The sequence below is a fragment of the Sinorhizobium fredii USDA 205 genome (assembly GCF_001461695.1).
In the GTDB taxonomy this organism is placed as follows: Bacteria; Pseudomonadota; Alphaproteobacteria; order Rhizobiales; family Rhizobiaceae; genus Sinorhizobium; species Sinorhizobium fredii.
Map to the genome: position 1 here is coordinate 1 of NZ_AUTC01000196.1, position 22,480 is coordinate 22,480.

Here is a 22,480-nt window from a genome sequence, read left to right on the forward strand (position 1 = left end):
TTCGGTCAATCCGTCTGCGAAAACGTCGTATTCGGCTTCCCCGCTCAGATTGGTGAACGGCAACACGGCGATGGACGGCCTGGCAGGCAGCGGCAGCTGCGCCTTTCCTGCGTGATCCTTCGTGGCGGCGGGCTCGTAGAGTACGCGATAGACATGAACCTCTTCGGCGATGTTTTTCAGGGATTTCGGCCCGAGATCACCGAAGCCGAGCGCGAGCTTCCGCTTGACTTGATCGCGGATGCCCGCCGACACGTAGATGGCACCCGGCTCGGCGAGGCTTTGTATCCTTGCGGCAATGTTGACGCCGTCGCCATAGACGTCACTGCCGTCTATGACGACATCGCCGAGATTGATCCCGATGCGCAAGACGATACGGCGCGCCTCCGGCAAGGCAGCGTTTGCATCCGCCATCTTCCGCTGCAACTCGATCGCTCCGGACATGGCATTGACCGCACTTGGAAACTCCAGGAGAACCCCGTCTCCCATCACTTTGACAATGCGGCCGCCATGCGCGCGCACGATAGGCTGGAGAATTGCCGCCCGGCGCTCCTTCAGCACTGCCAGCGTCGCAACCTCGTCCTCCTCCATCAATCGCGAGTAGCCAACGACGTCCGCGACGACGATTGCTGCAAGACGGCGCTGGATGCGTTCTTCGGCCATTCGAGCGGTAGGCTCCTCAACTGGTTGCAAAGCGCAACACAACTAATTTTTGTGGCCTGAGATGTTTGCGGCCAATCCGGCCTTACGAGGAAACATACGCCCGTTGCAATCGACACGACAAGGCGCATGCCCGACGATCTGGGGCTTCGCCTTGCGCGATGGCGAAGATGATCAAGCCTTGTAGCCACCGAATTTGGCGCAACTGACGAACCCGGGGACTCTGGCGGGAAGCAGGTAATGGGACTAGATTTGGAGCAGGGAGAGAGACCCATGCCGAGCCCCTATGAAGCCGTCAGCACCTATTTTTGTGCCAAGGACGGGAACCGTCCGTTCCTGATGCGCCGCGTCTTCGCTGAAGATGTACAGCTCGAAATGGTCGTGAAGACCGAGGCCATTTCCTTTCCAAGTTCGGCCAACGGACTGGCCGCGATCGAAGAAATCCTCTGCCGTCGCTTCGCGAACGACTTCGAGAATGTCTACAGCTTCTGCCTGGCGGGGCCAACGGCGGCCAATCGGCGTCACTTTCCCTGCCATTGGCTGGTCGGCATGTCAGCCAAGAACAACGGTGTCATTCGGGTTGGGAGCGGCCGCTATGACTGGTACTTCTCGTCCGACGCTCGGTGCCTCGTCGAAAAGCTGATCATCTCCATCGATGAGATGCAAATCCTTCCGGCAAAAGAGCTCGACAGGATCATGAGCTGGATCACCGGCCTGCCTTACCCGTGGTGCGGGCCGGACGAGGCCGTAAGAAACATGCCTGGCATAGAGGGGCTCGCACCCATCGAGCGCTACTTGAGAGAGGTTCGGCCGGTCGCGCCGGAGTGCTGAAACTAGATCACGGCGTGAGGGCCGCCTTTCACAAGGTGCTGTAACGCGCTGCCTATGCAAGTGTCAGCTAATTGAAGTAACTCGCCGATCTCCTGGCGATATGGTTCCCCAGACGCGCTGCTTCCTCAGCAACCCCCGCTATGATTCCCGATTTCCGTGTCGAGGCAAAATCGAGGCCGGAAAAATACAGTCCAGGAACGAATCCGATCCCGTCCTCGTGAATAGGCTGGCCGTCGTCACCGATGGTGTCCGGGATTTTGATCCACCGGAAATCGCCTCTGAAGCCTGTGCACCAGATCACCGATCTTATGCCGCTCGTCGCCAATTCGATTGAGCGGATCGGTGGATAGGGCAGGCGCGGTGCGATCAGCTCGGCTGGGTCGTCGTCGGCTGGCGGCGCGTTCAGCCCGGCGCGCCGGATGTAATCGTCAATAAAGCGCTTGACGTTCGCTGAACTCTCGTCGGCAAAGCGTATGTGCTCATCAAGGTCGTCGCCGAATACCAGGCTACCATTCCTCATGCCCAAGAAGCGCCCGAGCAACACGACGCCCTGGGCGCTCAGCGATTGCAGGCTGATGGTGTGCGTGGCACCAAGCAAGCCTCGCGGCGGCAGCTTCCCGGAGGGCGGGATGATTTCGCTTCGCGGCATGTCGAGATAGCCGGACAGGGTCATCCAATTGAAGATGTCGCAGGCGCGGTAGTGGCGGACCAGACGGCCGACTCGGCTCGTCGCCAGAAAGACCGAGCGACCCGCGAGTGCCAGGTCCTCGGCAATCTGGCCACCCGATTGACCGCTGCCGACCACCAAAACAGCACCTTGTGCCAGTTCGGCGGCATTGCGATAGGTCGAGGAATCGAGTTGGCGGAGTGTTATCGGCAGCTCCGCTGACACAGGCGGTCGCTTCGGACAGTTCAAGCTACCGCTCGCTATCACGACGTTGCGGGCCCGAAGTAAAGCGCGCGGTGTCGCCACGAGAAAGAGGCCGTCATCTCTGGTCAGCTTCTCTGCCGGAGTCTCGGTTATGACCGGCAAATGGTGCCGCTCGACATAGCTCTCGAGATAGGAGACGAACTGATGCTGTGTGCTGGCACCCCAGGGGTCAGGCACTTCAGGGGCATCACCAGGCAGCAACGAGCGGACGTTCGGCGAGTTCAGGCGGAAGGAGTCCCAGCGTTGGGTCCGCCACGTTTCTCCGATGCGGCCCCGTTCAAGCACCTGATGATCGCGACCTTGCTGCTTGAGGAGATAACTGATCCCAAGCCCGGCCGAGCCCGCTCCTACGACAACCGCGTCAAGTATCCCCGCCATGACACATCCTCCCAACAAAACGGCATCATAGGAATCGAAGCGCGACGGCCTCGGATCAACGTTCAGGCGGACCTGCTGGCGGTGTGTTCCGCCGCCATCTGCCTTCTCCTGGATAGGCATTGATACAAGGATGGCCAACGGACCGCGCAGCGAGGATGCGACGGTAACATGGAAGTTCGATCAACCCTAAGGAGAAAGGCATTGTTCGTTTCTGTGTCCGCATGCCAGCAGCATCCCCAATCTCAACGACCGAATGCGGGAAAGCGCGCTGCTATCCCCATGCTCGTTCCTGGGGCCAGACCAGAGGCTACGCCCGCAGCAAGAAAAAGGCACGGTATACTCTTCTCGGTGGTGCGTACGCCCACGCCCATGGTATTGTGGGTGATCCTGCGGGGCCGTTTGGAGGGGGCAGCATGCCAAATGCATCCGCATTGCTCGGAACCTGGCGAATGCTCTCATGGACACGGAAAGTCGTTGCCTCCGGCGAGGTAACCGACGCCATGGGTCCAGAGCCGACGGGATTTCTCTCTTACCAGGCGGACGGCCGCGTCATGGCATTGGTCGTCCGTCGTGGGCGGCCCGTACCGAAGGGTCCCAGGCTCACGGACGATGAAAAGGTCGCCCTTTTCGATTCCATGCTGGCCTATAGCGGTTCCTATACCGTCGAAAACGGCAGGGTTATCCATCACGTTGACGCAAGCTGGAATCCGGCTTGGGGGCTATCCGACCTAATCCGACCATTTTCGATCAGCGGCGACAGGTTGCTGATCAGCGACGCATCGGCCATAGACCCCGTGACGGGCGAGGAAGTCATCTACCGATTGGAGTTTCAAAAGGTGGAAGGGGCTTCGACGCCATGACACGTGACGCCGCCATAGCAAGGGCAGAAGCCTACTTCGATTCCGGTGATTTCCGTGCCGATCTTGCGCGGCGGGTCGGCATGCCGACGGAGAGCCAAAACCCTGAGCGTGCTTCGGTTCTGGCCCAATATCTCGACACCGAAATCAGACCCGCATTCAAAGCGCTTGGATTTGCCTGCCGCGAGCTTTCGCAAGATGGATGGCCCTTCCTTTATGCTGAGCGCATCGAGGGCGAGGGGAAGCCCACGGTGCTGGGCTACGGCCATGGCGATGTCGTGCGCGGTCTCGACAAGGACTGGTACGAGGGGCTCTCGCCCTGGAAACTCGTGGAGCGCGACGGAAAGTGGTTCGGCCGCGGCACGGCCGACAACAAGGGCCAGCATTCGATCAACATCGCGGCGCTGCGCGCCGTTCTGGAGACGCGTGGCGAGCTTGGCTTCAACGCCAAATACCTGATCGAGATGGGAGAGGAGAAGGTCTCCCCTGGCCTGCGGGAACTAGCCGAAAGCAACAGGGAACTCTTCCGCTCGGACGTTCTGATCGCATCCGACGGTCCCAGGCTCTCGGCCGCACGCCCGACCGTCTTCCTCGGGTCGCGTGGGACGATGAGCTTCGACATCTGGATCGACGCGCGCAAGGGCGGGCATCATTCGGGCAATTGGGGCGGCCTGCTGTCCGATCCGGCGATCCAGCTCGCCCATGCGATATCGACCCTCGTCTCCGCCACTGGGAAAATCCTGGTGCCGGAATGGCTGCCGGAGGCGCTTCCGGAGAACGTGAAGCGGTCGCTCGCCGACTGCGAGTTGGAAGATGGCGGAGACGCCAGGATTGACCCCGGGTGGGGCGAGCCGGGCCTGTCGCCTGCGGAGAAGGTGTTCGGATGGCCGTCGTTCACGGTCCTTGCCTACGAAGCGGGAAACCCGAAAACGCCCGTCAACGCCATTCCTCCTCGCGCTTGGGCTCGATGCCAGTTGCGCTTCGTCGTCGGGATCGACGTTGACGATGTCCTTCCGGCGCTGCGTCGGCATCTTGATGGGCATGGCTTTACGGCGGTCCAGATAGCCAAGTCCAGCGAGGAGACCTTTTACGCCACGCGCCTCGATCCCGATCATCCTTGGGTAATCTGGACCGTCGACTCCATCGCCCGGACCACAGGGAGGAAACCAGCCGTCCTGCCGAACCTCGGCGGCTCGCTGCCAAACGACATCTTCTCGGAGATATTAGGACTTCCGACAATCTGGGTTCCGCACTCCTATCCGGGATGCTCCCAGCATGCGCCGAACGAACACCTCCCCGCGGCCCTCATCCGCGAAGGCCTCGCAGTGATGGCTGGCATCTATTGGGACGTGGGCGAGGCAGGCACTCCGCAAGAGCCTGTGGTTAGAATCGGTCACCGAGTTCCGCGCGGAGACCTTTGAGGATGCCCGCAGCTCTTGACCCATTCCGGATTACAGACAAACTCGACGAGGATACCCTCGACGTCATGATCGGCCGGCTGGAAGTGCGCGGACATCATCCCTATTTCGCCAAGCCGCTCTCCGACTATCTCGATCGCATGGAGATTGACCGCAGGTCGGCGGTCCTCGACCTCGGCTGCGGCACGGGTATCGCGGCTCGGGCCATCGCGGCTCGTCCCGGATTTGAAGGAACGGTTCTCGGTATCGACCGCAGCGACTATCTCGTCCAAGCGGCCCGCCGTTTCGCCGACTCCGAGAAGCTGAGCGGGCGCGTGCGGTTCGAATGCGGCGACTCGCATGCGCTTGGACTCGGGGCCGCCTCGTTTGACGCCGTCATTGCCCACACGCTGTTCAGCCATCTCGATGATCCCGCCAAAGTCCTCGCGGAGATGCGCAGGGTGCTGCGTCCCGACGGAGTCGCCGCCATCTTCGACGGAGACTTCGCATCGTTGACGTTTGAGCTCGCCGACGCGGAGAGATCGAGGCGAATGGATGACGCGATCATCGCATCGCTGGTGACCAACCCGCGCATCCTTCGCCAGATGCCGCGGTTGCTCAAGGATGCCGGATTTGCCGTGGACGCTGTCATGCCGGCGATCGTCACCGAAGTCGGCACCGCCGACTATTGGAAGAGCGCCGTTGAGTCCTTCGCGAAGTTGGCACCGAAGGCCGGAATTCTGAGCGAAGCCGAAACAACGGCGTGGGTCGGCGAAGTCCTCGACGCAAGCGCCCAAGGGGTGTTTTTCGGCTCGTCTGTCTACTACGCCTACGTCGCACACGCAGTTTGACGTGAATACTCGAATGCCGAACGAAATATAAACGAGCCAACGACACAGCGCTGAACAATGCGGGTGCTGCGATGACAAACTCTGTAGACATCCCGAATGGGAGGGCATTCTGGACTTCTTTTTCCCGGAGAGGCTCAGGCCGGATTTCGATGCGCGAGCCCACGGCGAATATTGGAAGTGGCGAATGCGTGGAGGGGCGGACGACCAGATCAGGGCCCAGTTCGCCGAAGCGACCGAAAAAGCTACGCTCGGCGAGCTCGACAATTGGGCGGACGATCCGCACGGTCGGCTGGCTCTGATCATTGTGCTTGACCAATTCCCGCGCTCGCTGTGGCGCGGTACGCCGCGGGCCTTTTCGCAGGACGGCAAAGCACTTGCCCTGGCGCTCGAAGGCTATTTGAACGGCCATTACGACGCATTGGAAACGCCCTGGTACAAGACTATCTACAACTTGCCGCTGATGCACTGCGAGGGACCCGATCACCTTGAGCGGCTCGACCGGGCGATCACGCTAGGGCAGGAGGTACTCGCCGAGGCACCGGCGCATCTGCGGCCGGGATACGCATTCGCTGCCGAACAGCCTGTTGAAGTGCGCAAAGTGATTGCGGCCTTCGGCCACCACCCTCACCGCAACGCAGTGCTCGGCAGGCTGTCAACTCCGGAAGAGGAGACATATCTGGCCGAAGGCCGTTTCCCACATTTGCGCCCGCTCCCACTCGACACTTGATGGTCCCATAATGCCGGACGACGACGAATCCACACTGGTTTCTGCCGGACCCCAAAGGAAGCTGGCGGTCATTCTTGCGGCTGATGTCGCAGGCTACAGCCGCTTGATGGAACGCGACGAGGAGGACACCCACGAGCGGTTGCAGGGGTTGCTGCGAGATGTCGTCCGGCCAGCGGTCGAAACACACCGAGGGCGCATCTTCAAGACGGCAGGGGACGGCTTCCTGGTGGAATTCGCAAGCCCCATCGAGGCGGTGCGCTGCGCCGTTGATGTCCAGCGAGCGACAGCCGAGCGGAACAAGGACGTTGCCCAAGGTCGCCGACTGGCTTTCCGCATGGGTATCAACCTCGGGGATGTCCTGGCGGACCAGGAAGACGTGTTCGGAGACGGCGTAAATGTCGCGGCGCGGCTGGAGGCCATGGCCGAACCAGGCGGCGTGCTGATAACCCACAGCGTTCACGAACACGTCGATAGGAAGCTCCCGGTACGGTTCGTCGCTCAGGGCGAGTGCGCGCTGAAGAACATTGCCCGTCCCATACGGGTCTTCCGTGTGAGCTGGGCTCCAAGCCCGGCTTCAGCTGGACAGCGGGGGTTCGACCCGCCGGACGTCGTGCCTACGCTGCCGCAGGTGGCTTCGATTGCCGTGCTGCCGTTTGCCACCCTGAGCAGCGATGCGGAGCAGGATTACTTCGCCGACGGCCTCGCGGAAGACCTCATAACCGATCTCTCCAAGGTCGATGGCCTGCTGGTTATCGCCCGTCATTCGAGTTTTGCCTACAGGGATCGCTCGATGGATTTACGCACGATCGCCAAGGAGTTGGGGGTTCGCTATCTCATCGAGGGAAGCGTGCGGAGGGCGGCGGCACGGGTGCGGATCAATGCTCAGCTCATCGACGCCTCCAGTGCCAGCTGTCTTTGGGCCGAACGCTTGGATCGCGACCTCGCCGATATCTTCGCCCTGCAGGACGAAGTCGTCGGCAAGGTGATCAACGCCCTTGCCCACGCCCTGCCGTCGGTGAAACCTCTTCCGAAGCGCAGGGTCACCAATCTCGAGGCCTACGACCTGTTCGTTCGCGGGCGCGCGCTCGCGACGCAATCGCTCCGGGAAACAAGGGCGGCCCGTCCGCTCCTGGCTCGGGCCATCGAGATCGATCCGGGCTTTGCCGGTGCGCATGCCTGGCTTGCGATGAGCCACCATTTCGATGCGCTATATTATGGCGAGCCTATCGACGAGCATCGCGCTGCCGCACGTGCTGCCGCCGAGAAAGCCGTCGAGATCGATCCGGAAAACGCCGACGCGCATATCGTGCTGGGCTACCTGCGTGCCTATGAGGGCGAGTTCGAAACGGGAGTGGCCGAGTTCGAGCAGGGGCTTCGCCTCAATCCCAATCACGCTGCGGGGTGGGCCCATCTTGCCGATCTCCGGGTGTTCGAGGGGCGTGCAACTGAGGCCGTCGAGTGCGCGGAGAATAGTTTTCGCCTCGACCCCTATCCTCCAGGCGACCACTACTCGTTCCTCGGCTGGGCCCAGTATGCCGCCGGTCGGTATCAGGATGCTGCCGAAACGCTCCGCCATCCTCAGGCGGGTGGACCTGGCTCAAAACGCAATCTCGCCGCCGCGCTCGCGCAACTGGGGCGGACCGCGGAGGCGCGCGAGGCGGGGAGGGAGTTCCTTTCCGAATTTTTCGGCACGGCAGTGGGGCAAGACGCAGCCGTTCCGCAACGATGCAGACCGTCAGCACTTCATCGATGGCTACATCAAGGCGGGTCTGCCAGAATGAGGGTCCACGAACAGGGCTAGAGCCTGCTGACCTGCTAAATACACACTGCCGTCAGTAGCCCCTTATTTCCTTCAACGCGTCCTTGGCGTGGCTGCCGATGAAACTCTCGTGCTCCATTGCCACCAGCGCGGGAACCGCAGCTTTGGCCCCCGGCCCGATCTTTCTCAAGGATTGGACGGCCTCCTCGCGGACTTCGACGTCTTCGAGCAGCATAACCAGAGCTGGCACGGCTTCCGCTGCTGCCGGTCCAAACCAACCCAAACGCTTGGCGGCGATCCGCCGGCTAGCGGGATCGCCCAGCTTGAGTTCGGCTGTGAGGCTCGAAACGGTCATGTCCAGCGGCAGGGCGGCAGCTCGGACGCCGTCGAGCAAGCGCTCCCGCACCGCTTTGTGTTCAGGTGCCCATCGAATGGGGAACTTATAATCGCGCGCCAGGTCTTCGAGAGCGGCCTGATTTGTTTCCGGCCGCCAATTCAGCAGCTTGCGCCTTGCCTCGTCCCGGCGACCGAGTCCAGCAAGTACGGATGCGAACGGCGGCATGAGCGCGGTGGCGTTCGGGTTCATCTTGGCTCCCTGGTCGAAGACTTCCTCCGCCTGTTCCAGATCGTTTGCGGCAAACAGCGCAACCCCATGGGCAAGGACATAATGGCTTGGGAAGTTCGGGTTAAGGCGAAGCGCTTTCTCGACGAAAGACATGGCCTCGCTTGGTTTGCCTGAAGTCGTCAGCGCCCAAGCCATGACGATTTGCGCTTCAGGATCGTTAGGATCGAGTTCAATCGCCCGGCCGGCTTCGCGGCGCGCATCGTCTGCCCGACCGAAACGCAGATGGGCCAGCGCTTGGGCCGTATATCCGAGAGCCGTAGGGTATCGCGTGGCGTTTTCCAGGTGCTCGAGCGCTCGGTACATGGCCACCTTCGGAGGTGCTCCATATTGCTGGTTCCAAACATAATCATCGTCTCTGAAGAGGACCTCCTCGTGCCAGGCGTAGTCTTCGATCCTGAAGTAGACCAGAGCGAGCGCGGCGTAGGCGCGTCCGTAGTCGGGATCGAGCTGAATTGCTCTCTTGAGCGGCGCGACGGCAGCTGCATTGTCTTTGGCATTGAAACGAAGATAGAGACCCCATCCCTCGTCGAATGCCTCTTTCGCCCGCAGGCTGTCCGTCCTGCCGCGGGCGATCTCCATCCTCTCATTTCCCGTGAGATTGACTTTCAGCGCCTCGACAATCTTGGTGACGAACGCATCCTGAACGCCGAAAACATCGGCAACATTGCCATCAAAGCGGTCGGCCCACACATGGCCTCCCGTGAGCGCGTCAACCAGCTGGGCATTGACGCGGAGCCGGTCTCCCGCACGCTGAACGCTACCCTCCAGAACGTATCGCACACCCAGCTCTTCGGCGACCTGGCTGACCGCCACTGTCTTGCCTTGATACGCGAACGTCGAGTTCCGGGCGACGACGAACAGATCGGCACTCTTTGACAGATCGGTGATCAAGCTGTCCGTCATACCGTCCGCAAAATGCTGCTGCCCCGCTTCCCCGGACAGGTTGGTGAATGGTAGGACCGCAATGGACGGCCTGTCGGGCAAGGGGAACTCCATCCGGGTCCTTGATGCCAACTCGCGCGGCGGCGCGCGGAAGCCGTTCCAGAAAACTACGCTTCCGGCTGCCAGCGCCAGAGCGGCCGCCGCGGCGGGAATCCAGAGCCGTGGCCGATGACGCCGCGCTCGTGCGTTGGCGGCCGTGGTTCGATCATGGTTGCCAAGGCGAATTCGATAGAGGCGGACCGGCTTTTCGATGTTCTTGACTTGCCGCTCACCGACAAAATCGAAGCCGTAGTCCAGCTTCCTCTCGACGTGATCGAATGCCGTTCCTGAGATCAGCACGCCTCCTGGATCGGCCAATTCTTCGAGCCTTGCCGCGACATTCACGCCGTCGCCATAGATATCCTGGCCTTCGACGATGACGTCACCGAGGTTGACTCCGATGCGAAACTCGAGCCGTTTGTCAGCGGGTAGCTCCTCATTGCACTCGGCCATCGCTTGCTGGATTTCGACGGCGCATCTTACGGCGTCGACCACACTGGGAAACTCGATCAGTTCGCCGTCGCCTATGAGCTTGACCACCCGGCCATTGTGGGCGGAAATTTTCGGGTCGATCAGGTTCTCGCGGGTGCTTCCTAGCCGCACTACCGTGTCCGCCTCATCGATCTCCATAAGGCGACTGTAACCAACGACGTCGGCGGCCAGAATTGCGGCGAGCTTCCGCTGCATGAGGGGTTTCCCGTGCAGAACAGCGTCTTTACAATTATAGGATAGTTAGCGTTCGCATCCCAGTCTGCGATCGGCGTGCGCCGGATTTTCGGCTGCGCCAATCGGGGTCGAGGAACTCCTCGATGTTGGTGATGCGCGCGCAGGTTTATCGACCATCAGTCACTCGCTTGCGCCAAGCTGCCAAGTGGATCATAGTTTGGCGTGAGATTGGCGGTAGGCAGGGGCGGTGGTTGCGGTTCCCGGCCCGCCCGATCGAAGGCTGACACATGCGGATCATCCCAACCGCCGCCCAACCGCAATCGTGGACACGTTGCATCGATGGGAGGAGCAACAATGAAGCCGCGATTAATCAGTGCGCGCCGTATCGGTGTGCTTATTTTCTCACTGTGTGCTTTCGGGCTGATGACGTCGGCCTCGGTGCCGGCAGATGGCAAGTTCGTCGTCGAGCCGGTGGTTGAGAAAAAGGTGAAGGAACTGCCTTCCGGGCCGCTGTACTGGCGGTTGGAAAATTTCCCAACGCTTGAGCAGGCCCAAGGCGCTGCGGGTCCGACCTCGCTGGCGGCGGACATCGCAGGCAAGGTCTGGCTGTTCACGCTTGGACCGAAGGATGGCGCTACGCCCGGCGGAACCAAGGTCGTCGAGATCGGCCCCGTCGCGCCGATCAGCGCAAGCGAGTATTTGCTGCGCGTCAACCGCGGCGGCGGCGCGCCCGGCGTCAAGACGGCGATCCATACACATCCGGGATCGGAGGCCTTCTATGTGCTGGCAGGCAAGGTCGGCCAGAGAACGCCCCACGGGGTGAGCTATGCCGAAGCCGGCACGACCATGGTCGGACACGGGGCCGACACGCCAATGGAGGTGTTCAGCGCCGGCACAGTCGCTCTCGACCAGTTGGCCGTCTTCGTGGTGGACGCCGATCGGCCGTTCTCGTCGCCTGCCAGCCTCGACTGAGGCTTTCGTTTTGCGGGGCGCTCATGGCACTTTGGTGGGCTTTTGGAGCATTCGGTAGGAGCTTGGAACTAGCGGGAAGGTGGTTCGTTCCATCACAAACGCCAATTGTGAGTTGAGACTGAGGTCATGCGGATCAGGCAACTGCTGGCCGGGGAAGCCTTCGCCGGACATCCTCCACCCTGAACGTGAGCATCACTCATCCCATCGGGACCACAACCACTCTCATGGCGGTCTTGGTCACCTTTACGCGCCAGCACGGTTCGGAACTGTGCTCTCTCGGCATCGGCCCCAACACCGCGTTCGCAGCAATCGAGGCGCTCTCGGGCTTTTATGTAAATTCCAGGCGCTGCTGGCAGACGCCGTGCACGACCTATCGGATGTCCTTGGATGGTCGTCGCGTGGGTAGCCGTGCTGCTGGCCAGGAAGCTCCCGACGCCGAAATACACCTACGGGCTTGGGGCTCGTCGCGGGAGCGAAGGGAAACTAGGCATTGTGGAGGACGCGATGGCCGCCAGGAAGTTGGTACAAGCCTGCGATGCGACCGCTGCCTCCCGTTTACGAAGTCTTCAGTTCCGTCGCTCTGGTATTGAGTGGCGGCCTGTTACTGGGGCCACGGCCATGCGGGCGGCCAGCCTCGCACTGGGTGCGCTATTCTGTGGGTATCCCGAAGAAGTGAGCTCCGATGTGTTTCTCTGGATATTGAAGGAACTCGCCGCCTCGCCGCCGACCACTCCCATCAGTTGCGCGCCCGGTGATTCAACAATCAGCTTGTCCGTTCTTGTCCTTCAGCGTTCTGCGCAAGGAGCCGAATCGCAGGCGATAGTGTCCGGGTGTCAGGCTGGTCTCACGACGGAACAGACGGCCGAAGAAGCTCGCATCCTCGTAGCCAACTTCGTTGGCGACCGCCTCGATCGGCAGATCGGTGGTCTCCAGCATCTGCTTGGCTTCCTCGAGGCGCAGCGCATGCACATAGTCAAGGGGCGTCATGCCTGCGGCCTTGGTGAAGCGCCGGATGAAGGAGCGTTCCGGAAGGCCGGAAAGTGCGACCATCGCGGAGACCGGAGCGTGAGTCTTGTAGTTCATCGCCAGCCAGCGCTGGCATCTGTTGATCGCCTCATCGGTTGTCTGCCGTAGGCTCACGAGCGATGCGAATGGCTGCTGTCCCATGTCATGCCATTGCAGCATGTAGACCTTGGCAACTTCCATTGCTTCCTTCAGGCCGACAAACCGCGCGATCAGATAAAGTGCGAGGTCCTGCCAGCTCGATCCGCCGCCCGCCATGACGATGCGCTGCGCTTCGCCGCTCAGCACGAGAGACCGATCCACTCTCACCCGGACGCCCGGATAGTTGTTGGTGAGCGTCGCGACATAGCCCCAGTGAATTGTAGCATCACAATTGACGAGCAGCCCGGCTTCGCCGAGCAACACCGCGCCTGAACAGGCGCTGGCCAACATCGCGCCGTCCTCGTGCGACCGCTTCAGCCACCTCGCTTCCGGTTCGTACTGTCCGGTAACGCTTTCGCCCGGATTGACGAAGAAATCCGGGATGCAGACGATGTCAGGGCGCGGGCATCCGTTGAAATCATACTCCGGCGTCACCCGGATGCCATTCGCGGCTTCGAAACCATCACGGGATCGAGCGACGATGTAGGGCTGCATGCGCTGTTCGCCTGCTTCACCACTTACGATGTAGGACCAGTCCCGGCCAGGTGAAGAAAATAGGTCAAACATGCCGAACAACGCCGAGGCCGTGACCTCCGGCACCGCGAGGATGGCAACGTTGGTGCGGCTGTTTTGCTCGAGCATGGCAGAAACGACCGCCTTTCAGCATTTTCGACCTTAGTCCGAAACGTCCGACGCTACTAGACTCCTGCAAACCCAGAGGAGGTCTCGACATGACGGATGAAGCACTCCGTAATGAGCTGCGCGGCGAACTGCTCAAACCGGGAAGCGCCGCTTACGACGCTGCGCGGGTCGTATGGAACGGGATGATCGACAGGCGGCCCGCGCTGATTGCCAAATGCCGTAATGCCGCCGACGTCATTGCGTCGGTGAACCGCGCTCGCACCCACGGGCTCGCCATTGCCGTTCGCAGTGGCGGACACAATGTGGCCGGCTATGCCGTCTGTGATGGAGGGCTGATGATCGACATGTCCCCGCTGAATGCTGTCCGCGTTACATCTGGACTTGACCGGGCGTATGTTGAAGGCGGTGCCACCTGGGGCGACGTCGATGCCGCAACGACGCCTTTTGGACGCGCCACGCCGGGCGGGCTGATTTCGATGACGGGTGTGGCCGGGCTTACATTGTCGGGTGGCATTGGCTGGTTGCGGGGAACGCACGGCCTTAGCTGCGACAATCTCGTGGCCGCCGATGTGGTTACCGCGGACGGCAACCTGATCCATGCGAGCGAGACGGAGCACGCTGACCTGCTATGGGCACTGAAGGGAGGCGGTGGAAACTTCGGCATCGTCGTGAACTTTGAGTTTCGCCTACATCCGATCGCCGAGGAGCTGATGTTCTGCGCTCCCGCCTATCCTGAAGAGCGCGCCAACGACATCCTTCCGCAATGGCGTGACTACATGGCCTCGGCACCGGAAGAAGTCAGCGGTCTCGCGGAATTTTCCACCATACCCAGTGATCCGGCGTATCCGGAATACGCATGTGGCAAGCGTGTGCTGACGCTCGCCACTGTCTATGACGGTCCGGCTGACGAGGGTGAGCGTGTCACGCAGCCCCTGCGCAGCTTTGGTGAACCGCTGCTCGATTTCAGCGGCCGCATGCCATACCGTGCGCTGCAGTCCATCTACGACGGATTGTTTCCCACGGGCCGCGACCGCTGCTACTGGAAATCGACATACCTCTCAGGTCTCGACAACGGCGTTATCGCCGATATCACCAAGCGCGTGGCGAAACGCCCGTCCGAGAAGACGTTTGCCTCGATCTGGAAGTTTGGCGGTGCGGTACAACGGGTTGCCGCCGATGCCACCGCCTTTGGCGACCGCTCGATGCCCTTCATGCTGAGCCTCGATGCGATTTGGTCCGATCCGACGGATGACGATACCAACATCGAGTGGGTTCGCGACGTCTGGGCGGACATGCAGCCCTATTCCACCGGCCGCCTGTATCTGAACTTTCCCGGATTTGGGGAAGGTGAGACTCTGCTTCGCGACGCGTTCGGTGCTGAAACCTACGCAAGGCTTCAGAAGGTCAAGCGCAACTACGATCCAGACAATCTCTTCCACTTGAACCAAAACATTCTGCCGCAATGAGGTCGGGCGGAACGTAAGCGGTAGTCTAGTCGGCTACCCGGAGTGGGAGGTGGGGATTTGAGAGGTGTCTCGTCTCCTCCCGCAAGGAGGCAGCTATTCTGGGGGGCCCGCCAATCGCAGTCCCACAACGTACCGGGCGAGGTCTTCAGGGTTTGCATAAGGGGCTTGTGCCGCAAGCGACGGATCGAAATTGATCTTCAGCAGTTCCGTCGCGTTCTGCCGTGGAATTTTGTTGAAGGCGGCCCTCGAATTACTTCTCCGGGAAGCCCGCCTGCCGCAATCCCTCGAGAGCTTGCTCGAAGAACCGCGGCACATGCCTCGTCGGAGCAGCGGCCTTGAACTGTTCGATCGACGACTTGGGCTGAATTGCCAATAGCTCCTGCACCGCCGCCCGCTGTTCGAACGACATCACCGCGGCGTTCGGCTGACGGCCGCGTCTTGCTCGGCGTGCTGACACCGGCATTCGACATGGTCGGCGAAAGCCTCGACGCGCTTTCGGGGGACCGACTTTCGCAGACGCTGAAGGTCAGCGCCGAGCCGTCCTTGCCGGCTGCTGGCTGGTGCCGCATCTCCAGCAATTTTAGGAAGAGCACCCGGATATCGACCTAGTGATCGACGCCGATACCCGGCTGGTCGAGTTTCGCGGCGGTGACGCCGACATCGCCATCCGCCACAGCGTCACCGCCCGTACCTGGCCGCGGGTCGAGGTGCGGCCCTTGGCGAAGGTCGAGATGATCCCGGTGATCGCGCCGGCGCTGGCCGCCTCCGGGAGGCCGTTCGATCGGCCCGAAGACCTGCAGCAGCACGCGCTCTTGCACGAGGAAAACTGGCAGCTTTGGGAACAATGGACCGCAGCCGCCGGTGCGGCTCCGGTCAAGCTGGAGCGCGGCGCAATCTTCGCCGATGGCTCGATGGTGTTGCAGGCGACGCTCAGGGGCAGCGGTGTCGGTCTGATCGACCGCGACACGCGCGCGACGATATCGCCGCCGGCCGGCTGATCCAGCCTTTCGATATCTCGGTGCCTGGCGGGCGTTTTATCGTTACGCGGCGCTTCGATGCGCTCTCGGAAGCGGCGCTAGCTTTTTGTGGCGTGGGTCGAGCGGAGCTACCCGGGAGCGGGGCGGGAGAGGTGAGGTTGGGCGCTGGAGTTCTGCCCCTCACTGTCCTGCCGGACATCTCTCCCCGCAGGCGGGGAGTTGTGTTACCGCAAGATATTGCGGTGGGCGCGATTTTTCGACGGGTATCGGCCGGAATCAGGCTGATCAAGGCAGGTCTTCCGGTCATATCGGACTATTTGGCTCCCTCAAGACACACTTCTCCCGTCGATCTGAGCAATTTCGGAAGACGAACGATGTTGTAACATCACAAAGTCGACTACCGGGTTGGTGAGAGCAGGGTGATCGCCAACCCACGCGGGTATGCTGGAGAGGGGGCTGCCTTCGATCCTCGGCTCGTAATCGAAATCTAGGACACCCCGATCTGCTGCTATCGTCCGAGACCCCAATCACCCATCTACCGTCGGTCATTCCGGGGAACTGATGTGCTCTTTAGCGGCCGACGGTCAACCCCCGTCGCTGGCCGCCGACTGCGGGGGCAGGCCCCATGACAGCGCCGAGATAGGCGGCGACCAATCTAGCGCTCTGCGGTCCGACGCTCGTCTAAAGCCAAGATTTTTGAGATAGTGAGTATTCGGCAGATCACCCGATCTGGCCAATTATCGAGGGAGGATGTCCTATGCCACTGTTCGTAACCACAGGGTGCTATACGGCCACGTCAGCGAAGGGAATGATTGACAATCCATCGGACCGAGAAAAGGCGGCCCGTGGCATCATGGAAGCAGCGGGCGGGAAACTGCATTCTTTCTACCTCACGACCGGCGAAACCGACTGGATGGCAATCACGGAATTCGACGATGGTGCTGACCTGATCCCCGCACTTCTCGTCGTTAGCGCATCGGGAGCCGTATCGAATGTCAAAACCGTGCGAGCCTACACGGGCGCGGAATTCAAGGCTGCGCAAGAGAAGGCGGGTAAAATCGCATCTTCCTACAAGCCCCCGGCAAAATAAGCAGGCCACTGGTTGAAACATTTCTGGCAGCGGATCGAACCTCCGTTGCCAGAAACGATGTGTTGGCGCGCACTGAGGCCGCGTTCGAGCGCGCGGTCAGTTCGATCGCGGCATGCGCCCGCGAGCTGCTCGATTCGCTGGAGACCTCTCAACCTCCTCGCGATCGCGAGGAAGTGGCGGCAAAGGCGCGCGCGAGAACGGCGATCCGGTTCGCACAAGTCACGCAGCGGAGATATCAGTCAGGTCTCAAGTTGGCGCAAGGTTGCCGTCAAAGCCCCTTCGAAAGACGGCATCTCCGCGTTTCAGCTACAGGCCAAGCTCGGCATCGGTTTCTACAAGACGGCGTGGCTGCTTCTGCACAAACTGCGTCGCGCCATGGTCAATCCCAACCGTAAGAAGCTGGGTGGATTTGACGAGATCGTCGAGATCGGCGACACGAGCATCCCCTTCCGGACGAAGGACGAGCCACTGAGGGGCAGCTTTCTAAGGTTCGCTGCACGTCGCTTCAGCGATGAAGCAAAGGACGTGGCCGCATGAGAAATAGCCGCAAGATAAAGAAGCTCAGGAACAAAGCCGCTGGGTGCGCGCTGAAGAACATTGCCCGTTCCGTTCGGATTTTCCGGGTGACCTGGGAAACTGCGACACCCGTTTCATCTGTATGGGCAGGCGGCCCGGATGCCGTGCCGGCACTGCCGCAGGTAGCTTCGATTGCCGTGCTGCCGTTTGCCACCCTGAGCAGCGATGCGGAGCAGGGGTATTTCGCCGACGGCCTCGCGGAAGACCTCATCACCGATCTTTCCAAAGTCGATGGTCTCCTGGTAATCGCCCGTCATTCGAGTTTTGCCTACAGGGATCGGTCGATGTATTTACGCATGATCGCCAAGGAGTTGGGGGTTCGCTATCTCATCGAGGGAAGCGTTAGAAGGGCGGCAGCACGGGTCGGATCAATGCGCAACTCATCGACGCCTCCAGCGCCAGCTGTCTTTGGGCCGAACGCCTGGACCGCGACCTCGCGGATATCTTCGCCCTGCAGGACGAAGTCGTCGGCAAGGTGATCAACGCCCTTGCCGACCGGCAAGACCTCATCGCGATCCAGGCATTCGCCCCGGCAAAGCCTGGATCGATTTCGATTGCCTTGGCTAGGAGCGGGCGAGCCGCCCTCGTTTCCCGCAGCGATTGCGTCGCGAGCGCGCGCCCGCGAACAAACGGGTCGTAGGCCTCGAGATTGGTGACCCTGCGCTTCGCACGGCCTCCTCGCGGACACCGCCGTCGTCGAGCAGTATAATCAGGGCTGGCACAGCTTCTGCTGCTGCCGGCCCAAACCAACCCAAGCGCCCCAACCGCGCGAGCGCTGCGGCGAGATTGCGTTTTGAGCCAGGCCCACCCGCTTGTGGGTGACGGAGCGAGAAAGATCGGGCTTGCGGCCAAGGCTGCGATCCCAGCGCTTGTGGCGATGGAGAGTTTTATCGGCAGCTACGTCTCGACATTCGCATATCAGGGCAGGCCTGTGACGGCCAGCCAGGTCGCCGAAGAGCTAGGTGTGCGATACGGTCTCTCCCCACTGCCGGGCCAAAAAACGCGGAACTCCGCAAGGAATTCCCCCGCCACCTCGCGCGCTTCCGCGATACGGCGGGAGCACAAGCCAAGGAAGCGACACGGCTCAGCCTTCTTGATCCTCGAGATCAGCGTCCTTTCCGCCTTAGCCCGAGCATCGCCGCCCGAGGAGAACAGGACGCGACGGCCGCCTTCGGCTGTGGGATCACCCGCGATCAGATGCGGTTGCAGGGGTGATCCCTTAGGGCGCTCCGTTGATCTCCACGACATTCAAGTCCGGGTCGTGAAGGTAGAGTTGCGGGAAGCCGGCCATGCCGGAGCGGAAGACGAGCAGACACTTAGGTTCGCCCTGCGGCAAGTCTTCACTGAAGCCCAGCGCCGTCAGCCGTGCGACAGCGCCTTCGAAGTCGTCTGTGCGGAAAGCGAAGTGCCAATCATTGCGGTCGATGTGAGGATTTTTTCGGAAGGTACCTTCGGGATGGACGACGAGATGGACTTGCAGGCTGCCACAGGCGAGCCAAGCTCCGCCTACCGGAAAGTTCGGCCGCGGAATCTCGGTGAGCCCAAACACCTCCCGATAAAAAGGCAGTGATTTTCCCAGGTCAGCGGTGACGATGGATACGTGATGCAAGGCGAGCATAGACATTCTTCTCCTCCCGGTAATTCCAGGCAAGATCATAGCCAGATCAGCTCGTACCGCTCGCAGAAATGGCGACCGGCGGCATTTACTACCTAATAGCCGAATTATTCGACTGAGCCTACTACGTCGCCGGGCAAGTACGAAATTGAGCCTGCGCCTGAACGACCGTCAGACAGCGAGGGGGGCGGGCCGATAGGCATCCCGATGTTCGCCGGCGAGATTGTCATGTGCTATGAGGTCCACCGCCGACCCAGAGGAAGACATGAGCGACGACAACATCATCAAGTTTGAACGACGGAAACCAAAGCAGGAGCAGAGGACTGTCGGGCCAATGCAACGGAAGGCTCTTATCTGGATCGCGGTTATAGCCGCGCTGGTCCTGGTGTGGGCGTATTATCAGTTCATCGCGCCGCCGAGCCTACCATGAGAGCGGGTGGTATAGGGTTGGTCTCTGGTCCCTGACGTTGATGTGGCGACTTCCTAGTCGTCGCTGTTCAGGCTGCACAGCCGAATTCGCCAGTTCCCGTCGACTTCTCGCTGCCAGACTGCCAAGGACGTTCCCCGGACTTTGCCTCCGTCCTCCGAATAGCTGCTCAGGGTCCATGCGAAGTCATTCGACCCCCCAGTCTGGACAACCTTCAACTCCTTGTCTGGCACCCCGCCATCTGTCCATTCGCGGTGTATCGCCTCGATCGCTCCCCGGCCGACCGCAGGAGGTGCATACGGCGAGTACAGCTGAGCGTCCATCGTGAACATGTCGGCGCACGCAGATGCGTCCCCGGCCCGGTATGCGACGGTCATCCGATCCATGAGAACCTGGAAGTCCGGCGGGACACCCATAAACATCTCCGAAATGCACGCGGTGCGGGCCGCAGCAAACTCGCCGCGGCCGAGTATATCATGGCTGTCGCGCACTGGGATGACTTGTATGCTGGCGTATATTTACGCGTTGGCACAGGGGGAGTTGGGGCATGGAACGTTGCCTCACCACGATCCTCTCGGCCGACGTGGCAGGCTACAGCTGTCTGATAGGGATCGACGAGGAGCGCACTCATAGCGCTTTTCAAGCCTGTCGTCGCACCATCGCCGGACTGGTCGAAAATCACGGAGGCCGAATTTTTGGGCGAGGCTGGCGACTGCGTACTCGCCGAATTCGGCCGCCCTGTGGAGGCGGTCAAGACGGCAATCGAAGTCCAGGACTGCCTTGCTCAATTGTCGCTCGATTTGCCCGACGGTCACCAAATTCCGAATCGGCATCAACCTCGGCGACGTGATGATCGACGCCGGAAATCTCTACGCGACGAGGTCAATATCGCGGCGCGGATTGAAGGCCTCACCAAGCCTGGCGGCGTGGCGGTTTCGGCTGCTGTTTACGACCATCGTCGACCATTGGGGTACAACGTAGCGAGCACCAGCCCGCCAGATATTAGCTCTTGGGCTTTCTCAGACGATGCCTACGCACCGCGCGTCAAGCTTCTGGTGTGGAGGCAGAATTGGTGGAGCGTAACCTCCCTCCATGCCCGACGACGACGGACTAATCTCGCTTTCTGCCGGATTAGGAAGCTGGCAGCATTCTTGCGGCGGATGTCGCAAAGGGCTTGCTGGCGACTTGTATATCAATCCGACACAAGTGGAGGGAGAGTCATATGGTTTGGCGGCGGACCGTGTTAAGTTGCTCGCCAAGCGGGAGGTGCTTACCATGGCACGCTTTATCGGAGCCGCCCTCATTCTGTTCATCGTGACACTGTTCACATCCCACGGACACGCCGGGGAAGCCCGGCCGAAATTTCCGCCAGACGAGATGTTGGCAGTGCCGTCACTCACCTTGACGGACGAGCAGTTCTTCCAGGGAGACACGGCGAACGCCGTTGCTGTGACGCTGACGGGCCAGCTTCGTTTTCCCAGTTGGAATGAGCGTCTGCCGGCTGTCATTCTGCTCCACGGCACCAACAAGAGCGGCGCAGTGGCCCGATGGGCCGAATTTCTCAACAGAATGGGAGTTGCCACGTTCCGCCTTGATAGCTTCGGCGGGCGAGGCATAGGTGAGGTTGAAATACATCCGTCGCGGCTGAGTTTTCTCGCACAGTTCTACGACACCTATCGCGCCGTCGACGTGCTGGCTGCCCACCCGCGCATCGATCCGTCACGCATCGCCGTTATGGGCTTCTCGCGCGGTGGCTCCGCAGCGCTCTACACCAGCATGCGGCGCTTCCAAACTCTCCATGGCCCAAGCAAAACGCGGATCGCCGCACACATTTCGTTCTATCCTGCCTGCAACATTCAGTTCGTCGATGAACTGGATGTCGCCGATGCACCGATCCGCGAGTTTCATGGCGCGGCGGACGACACGACCCTGCCTGCTGCCTGCCGTGAGTACGTCACGCGCCTCAACGACGGCGGGAAGGACGCTGTCATGACCGAGTATCGCGGCGCGTACCACGGATTTGATGTCCCCGATGCGCGGCCGGGTTTTGTTGGGGGTGCACAAACGTCTCGCAATTGTCAGCGTCGTGAAGAAAACGGCAAGATCGTCAACGTCGCGACCGGCAAACCCTTCACCTACACGGATGCTTGTATGGAACCCGGTGAGACAAGGGGTTACGACAAGGCTGCGACTGAGGCAGCACGGGCCGCGGTGAAGAAGTTTTTGACGGGCGTATTTCACCTCAACTGATTCGACGGCCAAGCCGAGAGTGGGGGTGTTTGGACGCGCTCTGTTAAGCTAGGGGTTCGCTTCCATGAGGACCACAACCACTCTCATGGCGGTATTGGTCACGTTCACGCGCCAGCACAGTTGACTGGCAACCAAATTCTGAAAACCGGCCGGCGGCTCGTAGCCTGGAGATCAATAAGATACGGTGACGTCAATCCATCGGCCAACATCAGCCTGGCCATAAATCTGGACATCCACCCAGACGTCGCCGCGGATGATCATATTCGCGACGTCGCTAGTCATCGAACCGTTTGAGAGCATCAACTCTAGTGCCTGCCGGTTGACGACATCTGCGAAGAAAGTATCGCTTTGATCACCTGGGTCGCGGACACCGTACATGTGGAAGTTCGCCCGGTCTTGTGTAAGCGACAAGGTGAGACCGTTTAGGCTGTGTAGTTCCACGGCATGAGCGCGTCGATTTCGCTGCTTGGCCAGCCATTGGCGATACGTTCGAGGGTCTGAGTGAGCCAGCCAAGCGGGTCGACGTTATTCATCTTCGCCGTTTGCAGCAGCGTCGCAATGGTCGCCCAGGCCCTTCCGCCGCCGTCGCTGCCGGCGAAGAGTGAGTTCTTTCTCGTAATGGCCTGGGGCCGGATTGCTCG

At 61.0% G+C, this 22,480-nt stretch carries 20 protein-coding genes and 4 pseudogenes; 15 read left to right on the plus strand and 9 right to left on the minus strand.

The annotated features are described in order from the left end of the window. Window positions 1-660, minus strand: a 660-nt coding sequence (locus tag N181_RS28415) for an adenylate/guanylate cyclase domain-containing protein (RefSeq protein ID WP_162267720.1), incomplete at its 3' end; no start/stop codon positions are given. 270 nt (window positions 661-930) lie between these two features. On the opposite strand from N181_RS28415, the gene N181_RS28420 reads away from it, so the two are divergent. Beyond that, window positions 931-1,488, plus strand: a complete 558-nt coding sequence (locus N181_RS28420) for a hypothetical protein (protein ID WP_060564055.1) — start codon at window positions 931-933, stop codon at window positions 1,486-1,488. A gap of 67 nt (window positions 1,489-1,555) precedes the next feature. Here the strand turns inward: N181_RS28420 and N181_RS28425 are convergent, their stop codons facing one another. Beyond that, window positions 1,556-2,797, minus strand: a complete 1,242-nt coding sequence (locus N181_RS28425; RefSeq protein ID WP_060564057.1) for a flavin-containing monooxygenase — start codon at window positions 2,795-2,797, stop codon at window positions 1,556-1,558. Window positions 2,798-3,246: 449 nt separating this feature from the next. Here N181_RS28425 and N181_RS28430 point away from each other — a divergent pair, with 449 nt between their 5' ends. From N181_RS28430 to N181_RS28450, 5 genes are all read left to right on the plus strand, one after another. Next, window positions 3,247-3,657, plus strand: coding sequence for a lipocalin-like domain-containing protein (locus N181_RS28430; RefSeq protein WP_245290990.1), 411 nt, complete (start codon window positions 3,247-3,249; stop codon window positions 3,655-3,657). Then, window positions 3,654-5,075, plus strand: coding sequence for a M20 family metallopeptidase (locus tag N181_RS28435; protein WP_060564061.1), 1,422 nt, complete (start codon window positions 3,654-3,656; stop codon window positions 5,073-5,075). Before N181_RS28430 ends, N181_RS28435 begins: the two co-directional genes overlap by 4 nt. A gap of 2 nt (window positions 5,076-5,077) precedes the next feature. Further along, window positions 5,078-5,902 (plus strand): methyltransferase domain-containing protein, encoded by an 825-nt coding sequence (locus N181_RS28440; RefSeq protein WP_060564063.1) that lies wholly within the window; start codon window positions 5,078-5,080, stop codon window positions 5,900-5,902. Between the two features lie 109 nt (window positions 5,903-6,011). Then, window positions 6,012-6,629 carry a DUF924 family protein gene (locus tag N181_RS28445; RefSeq protein WP_153451542.1) on the plus strand — a complete coding sequence of 206 codons (618 nt, stop codon included), beginning with the start codon at window positions 6,012-6,014 and terminating at the stop codon, window positions 6,627-6,629. 10 nt (window positions 6,630-6,639) lie between these two features. Next, complete coding sequence (locus N181_RS28450; RefSeq protein ID WP_234885981.1) at window positions 6,640-8,430, plus strand: adenylate/guanylate cyclase domain-containing protein; 1,791 nt, start codon at window positions 6,640-6,642, stop codon at window positions 8,428-8,430. Window positions 8,431-8,461: 31 nt separating this feature from the next. Here N181_RS28450 and N181_RS28455 read toward each other — a convergent pair whose 3' ends face one another. Continuing rightward, window positions 8,462-10,681 carry a tetratricopeptide repeat protein gene (locus tag N181_RS28455; RefSeq protein WP_060564067.1) on the minus strand — a complete coding sequence of 740 codons (2,220 nt, stop codon included), beginning with the start codon at window positions 10,679-10,681 and terminating at the stop codon, window positions 8,462-8,464. A 333-nt stretch (window positions 10,682-11,014) separates the two neighbouring features. On the opposite strand from N181_RS28455, the gene N181_RS28460 reads away from it, so the two are divergent. After that, entirely contained in the window at window positions 11,015-11,632 is a 618-nt protein-coding gene (locus tag N181_RS28460; RefSeq protein WP_060564068.1) for a cupin domain-containing protein, read from the plus strand. A 756-nt stretch (window positions 11,633-12,388) separates the two neighbouring features. Here the strand turns inward: N181_RS28460 and N181_RS28465 are convergent. Continuing rightward, window positions 12,389-13,438, minus strand: coding sequence for a GlxA family transcriptional regulator (locus tag N181_RS28465; RefSeq protein ID WP_060564070.1), 1,050 nt, complete (start codon window positions 13,436-13,438; stop codon window positions 12,389-12,391). Between the two features lie 89 nt (window positions 13,439-13,527). Here N181_RS28465 and N181_RS28470 point away from each other — a divergent pair, with 89 nt between their 5' ends. Then, window positions 13,528-14,904, plus strand: a complete 1,377-nt coding sequence (locus tag N181_RS28470; protein ID WP_060564072.1) for an FAD-binding oxidoreductase — start codon at window positions 13,528-13,530, stop codon at window positions 14,902-14,904. 250 nt (window positions 14,905-15,154) lie between these two features. Here N181_RS28470 and N181_RS33520 read toward each other — a convergent pair whose 3' ends face one another. Then, window positions 15,155-15,313, minus strand: coding sequence for a hypothetical protein (locus N181_RS33520; protein WP_153451544.1), 159 nt, complete (start codon window positions 15,311-15,313; stop codon window positions 15,155-15,157). A gap of 187 nt (window positions 15,314-15,500) precedes the next feature. Here N181_RS33520 and N181_RS28475 point away from each other — a divergent pair. The 5 genes and pseudogenes from N181_RS28475 to N181_RS32605 all read left to right on the plus strand — a co-directional run. Beyond that, window positions 15,501-15,902 (plus strand): annotated as a pseudogene (locus N181_RS28475) (LysR substrate-binding domain-containing protein); the annotation flags it as partial. Between the two features lie 736 nt (window positions 15,903-16,638). Further along, window positions 16,639-16,971 (plus strand): GYD domain-containing protein, encoded by a 333-nt coding sequence (locus N181_RS28480; RefSeq protein WP_060564076.1) that lies wholly within the window; start codon window positions 16,639-16,641, stop codon window positions 16,969-16,971. Between the two features lie 68 nt (window positions 16,972-17,039). Further along, window positions 17,040-17,186 (plus strand): annotated as a pseudogene (locus N181_RS32595) (DUF2277 family protein); the annotation flags it as partial. Between the two features lie 70 nt (window positions 17,187-17,256). Then, a pseudogene (locus tag N181_RS32600) lies at window positions 17,257-17,448 on the plus strand (IS1595 family transposase); the annotation flags it as partial. A 212-nt stretch (window positions 17,449-17,660) separates the two neighbouring features. Beyond that, window positions 17,661-18,046, plus strand: a pseudogene (locus N181_RS32605) (adenylate/guanylate cyclase domain-containing protein); the annotation flags it as partial. A 720-nt stretch (window positions 18,047-18,766) separates the two neighbouring features. Here N181_RS32605 and N181_RS28500 read toward each other — a convergent pair. Further along, a complete protein-coding gene (locus N181_RS28500; RefSeq protein ID WP_060564083.1) occupies window positions 18,767-19,171 on the minus strand; it encodes a VOC family protein in 405 nt (134 codons plus the stop codon). A 256-nt stretch (window positions 19,172-19,427) separates the two neighbouring features. Here N181_RS28500 and N181_RS34200 point away from each other — a divergent pair, with 256 nt between their 5' ends. Beyond that, complete coding sequence (locus N181_RS34200; RefSeq protein ID WP_081319045.1) at window positions 19,428-19,592, plus strand: hypothetical protein; 165 nt, start codon at window positions 19,428-19,430, stop codon at window positions 19,590-19,592. A gap of 53 nt (window positions 19,593-19,645) precedes the next feature. Here the strand turns inward: N181_RS34200 and N181_RS28510 are convergent, their stop codons facing one another. Next, window positions 19,646-20,011, minus strand: a complete 366-nt coding sequence (locus N181_RS28510; RefSeq protein WP_141322290.1) for a DUF4440 domain-containing protein — start codon at window positions 20,009-20,011, stop codon at window positions 19,646-19,648. An 853-nt stretch (window positions 20,012-20,864) separates the two neighbouring features. Here N181_RS28510 and N181_RS28520 point away from each other — a divergent pair. Next, window positions 20,865-21,839 carry a dienelactone hydrolase family protein gene (locus N181_RS28520; protein ID WP_060564091.1) on the plus strand — a complete coding sequence of 325 codons (975 nt, stop codon included), beginning with the start codon at window positions 20,865-20,867 and terminating at the stop codon, window positions 21,837-21,839. A 171-nt stretch (window positions 21,840-22,010) separates the two neighbouring features. On the opposite strand, the gene N181_RS28525 is transcribed toward N181_RS28520, so the two are convergent. Together N181_RS28525 and N181_RS28530 are read right to left on the minus strand one after the other, a co-directional pair. Beyond that, window positions 22,011-22,217 (minus strand): hypothetical protein, encoded by a 207-nt coding sequence (locus tag N181_RS28525; protein WP_060564089.1) that lies wholly within the window; start codon window positions 22,215-22,217, stop codon window positions 22,011-22,013. Window positions 22,218-22,261: 44 nt separating this feature from the next. Beyond that, on the minus strand, window positions 22,262-22,480 hold a 219-nt coding region (locus N181_RS28530), incomplete at its 5' end, for a transposase domain-containing protein (RefSeq protein ID WP_162267721.1).

Bases quoted from the DNA above. Each gene is read 5' to 3' on its own strand.
- N181_RS28420 (WP_060564055.1), top strand. From the start codon at position 931: ATGCCGAGCCCCTATGAAGCCGTCAGCACCTATTTTTGTGCCAAGGAC.
- N181_RS28425 (WP_060564057.1), bottom strand. From the start codon at position 2,797: ATGGCGGGGATACTTGACGCGGTTGTCGTAGGAGCGGGCTCGGCCGGG.
- N181_RS28430 (WP_245290990.1), top strand. From the start codon at position 3,247: ATGCTCTCATGGACACGGAAAGTCGTTGCCTCCGGCGAGGTAACCGAC.
- N181_RS28435 (WP_060564061.1), top strand. From the start codon at position 3,654: ATGACACGTGACGCCGCCATAGCAAGGGCAGAAGCCTACTTCGATTCC.
- N181_RS28440 (WP_060564063.1), top strand. From the start codon at position 5,078: ATGCCCGCAGCTCTTGACCCATTCCGGATTACAGACAAACTCGACGAG.
- N181_RS28450 (WP_234885981.1), top strand. From the start codon at position 6,640: ATGCCGGACGACGACGAATCCACACTGGTTTCTGCCGGACCCCAAAGG.
- N181_RS28455 (WP_060564067.1), bottom strand. From the start codon at position 10,681: ATGCAGCGGAAGCTCGCCGCAATTCTGGCCGCCGACGTCGTTGGTTAC.
- N181_RS28460 (WP_060564068.1), top strand. From the start codon at position 11,015: ATGAAGCCGCGATTAATCAGTGCGCGCCGTATCGGTGTGCTTATTTTC.
- N181_RS28465 (WP_060564070.1), bottom strand. From the start codon at position 13,438: ATGCTCGAGCAAAACAGCCGCACCAACGTTGCCATCCTCGCGGTGCCG.
- N181_RS28470 (WP_060564072.1), top strand. From the start codon at position 13,528: ATGACGGATGAAGCACTCCGTAATGAGCTGCGCGGCGAACTGCTCAAA.
- N181_RS33520 (WP_153451544.1), bottom strand. From the start codon at position 15,313: ATGTCGTTCGAACAGCGGGCGGCGGTGCAGGAGCTATTGGCAATTCAG.
- N181_RS28480 (WP_060564076.1), top strand. From the start codon at position 16,639: ATGCCACTGTTCGTAACCACAGGGTGCTATACGGCCACGTCAGCGAAG.
- N181_RS28500 (WP_060564083.1), bottom strand. From the start codon at position 19,171: ATGTCTATGCTCGCCTTGCATCACGTATCCATCGTCACCGCTGACCTG.
- N181_RS34200 (WP_081319045.1), top strand. From the start codon at position 19,428: ATGAGCGACGACAACATCATCAAGTTTGAACGACGGAAACCAAAGCAG.
- N181_RS28510 (WP_141322290.1), bottom strand. From the start codon at position 20,011: ATGTTTATGGGTGTCCCGCCGGACTTCCAGGTTCTCATGGATCGGATG.
- N181_RS28520 (WP_060564091.1), top strand. From the start codon at position 20,865: ATGGCACGCTTTATCGGAGCCGCCCTCATTCTGTTCATCGTGACACTG.
- N181_RS28525 (WP_060564089.1), bottom strand. From the start codon at position 22,217: ATGTACGGTGTCCGCGACCCAGGTGATCAAAGCGATACTTTCTTCGCA.